This is a genomic window from Mesorhizobium sp. M2A.F.Ca.ET.067.02.1.1 (assembly GCF_004023285.1).
GTDB lineage: Bacteria > Pseudomonadota > Alphaproteobacteria > Rhizobiales > Rhizobiaceae > Mesorhizobium.
On record NZ_RZSB01000861.1, the window covers coordinates 1 to 2,286 of the forward strand.

Consider the following 2,286-nt stretch of genomic DNA (forward strand, 5'->3'; position numbering starts at 1 on the left):
CGACATGAACCAGGAGATGGTGGCGCGCAGCCTCGGCGCCGGCCGCTTCTCCGCCTTCTTCCAGGTGACGATGCCGCAAATAAGATTCTCGATCGTCTCGGGCGCGCTGTTTGCCTTCATCACCTCCTTCGACGAGGTGGTGGTATCGTTGTTCATCTCGGGCGGCGAGACCACGACGCTGACGCGGCGCATGTTCAATGCGCTGCGCGACCAGATCGATCCGACGATCGCCGCCATTTCGACTTGCCTGATCGTGCTATCGATCGTCTTGTTGTCCGCCGCCCAGCTTTTCGGCCGCGGACGTTGATATAGGATACCAGAACCAGCATGCGTGACTTCCAGTTTCCCGGCCGCTCGCCGGTCCGCGCCACCGAGGCGATGGCCGCGACCTCGCATCCGCTTGCCACCCTTGCCGCGATCGACATGCGGCGCGCCGGCGGCAATGCCATGGACGCCGCCGTCTGCGCGGCCGCGGTCCAGGCGGTGGTCGAGCCGCAATCGACGGGCATCGGCGGCGACTGCTTTGTGCTCTATTGCCCGAAGGGGCAGGGCGAGGTGATCGCCTTCAACGGCTCTGGCCGCGCACCCGCCGCCGCGACCGTCGACTGGTATCGGGACAAGGGCTTCAGCGAACTGCCGCTGCACGGTCCGCACGCGGTCACCGTTCCAGGCGCCGTCGATGCCTGGTGCCGGCTGCTGGAGGACCACGGCCGCCGGGGTTTGGCCGATGCGCTCGCTCCGGCCATTCACTATGCGGAAGAAGGCTATGTCGTGCACGACCGTGTCGCCTTCGACTGGGAAGATCCCGAGACCGACCTGTCGGCCGACGAGGTGGCGACGCGCATCTTCCTGCCCGGCGGCAGGCCCCCGAAGGCGGGGGACATCCATCGCCAGCCGGAGCTGGCGGAGACGTTGCGCATCATCGCGAAAAAGGGCCGCACCGGTTTCTATCAAGGCGCTGTCGCGGACGATCTGGTCGGACGCCTTCGTGCGCTTGGCGGCCTGCATACGCTGGAAGACTTCGCCGCGACCAAGGGCGATTACCGCACCCCGGTCAGCACCTCCTATCGCGGCCACGACATCCACCAGATGCCGCCCAACAACCAGGGCCTGACCGCGCTTCTGATGCTGAACGTGCTTTCGGGCTTCGACCTCGGCAAGCTCGATCCCGAGGGTGCCGAGCGTCTGCATCTTGAGATCGAGGCGGGGCGCCTGGCCTATCAGGATCGCGATGCGTTTTTCGCCGACCAGGATCATGTCGATGTGCCGGTCCAGGCGCTACTTTCCGGCGCCTATGCCGACAGCTTGCGCGCCGCGATCGATTCCGAGCGCGCCATGACCCATCTGCCGCGTCTCGATCTTCCCGGCAGCGACACGGTCTATATCAGCGTCGTCGACCGCGACCGCAACGCGGTCAGCTTCATCAACTCGACCTATTATTCCTTCGGCAGCGGCGTCGTCGGCCCGAAGACCGGCGTCGTGTTGCAGAACCGTGGTTCCAGCTTCCGCCTCGATCCGAAGCACCCGAACGCGATAGCGCCAGGCAAGCGGCCGATGCACACGATCATGCCGGGTATGATGACGAGGAACGGCCGCGCTATGATGCCGTTCGGCGTCATGGGCGGCGGCTACCAGCCTTTCGGCCATGTGCATCTCGTGACCAACATGATCGACTTCGGCATGGACCCGCAGCAGGCGATCGACGCGGCCCGCGTCTTCTACAACCACGACGTCGTCGAGGCCGAGCGCAGCGTGCATCCCGATGCCGTTGAAGGCCTGCGCCGGCGTGGTCATCGTGTCGTGGAGCCCGATCACCCGCTGGGCGGCGGACAGGCGGTGCTGATCGACTGGGAAAAGGGCACGCTGACCGGCGCGTCCGATCCGCGCAAGGACGGCCTGGCGCTCGGATATTGAGCAGCGCTGGACATCGGCCGATCGTTCGAAACATAGTCTGGAACCATGACAAACAGCGAAAACGCCACCGATCTCGCCCATCGTCTTGCCTCCGGCGCCGATGACGCGCCGGCCATCGCCGCGCCCGAACGGACGGCCCTCTCGCATGGCGGATTGCGCAAGCTGATCCGCGATACGGTGGCGCGGCTCAACGCGCTGGGCATCGGCCGTGGCGACCGCGTCGCCATCGTGCTGCCGAACGGCCCGGAAATGGCGACGGCCTTCATCGCTGTGGCGGCGGCCGCGTCCACCGCGCCGCTCAATCCGGCCTACCGGGCCGACGAGCTCGATTTCTACCTGACCGACATCGGCGTCAAGGCGATCCTCGTCGGC

The 2,286-nt window shown here is 66.2% G+C and carries 3 protein-coding genes; all 3 read left to right on the top strand.

Annotation, left to right across the window (positions count from 1 at the left end; translation table 11 throughout):
• A partial coding sequence (locus EOA28_RS32900) for an ABC transporter permease subunit (RefSeq protein WP_128315707.1) occupies window positions 1-307 on the top strand: 307 nt, incomplete at its 5' end.
• 20 nt (window positions 308-327) lie between these two features.
• Window positions 328-1,914 (top strand): gamma-glutamyltransferase, encoded by a 1,587-nt coding sequence (gene ggt / locus EOA28_RS32905; RefSeq protein ID WP_128315708.1) that lies wholly within the window; start codon window positions 328-330, stop codon window positions 1,912-1,914.
• Window positions 1,915-1,959: 45 nt separating this feature from the next.
• A partial coding sequence (locus EOA28_RS32910) for an AMP-binding protein (protein ID WP_148671012.1) occupies window positions 1,960-2,286 on the top strand: 327 nt, incomplete at its 3' end.

Coding starts and splice junctions, on each gene's coding strand:
- ggt (WP_128315708.1), top strand. CDS start 328: ATGCGTGACTTCCAGTTTCCCGGCCGCTCGCCGGTCCGCGCCACCGAG.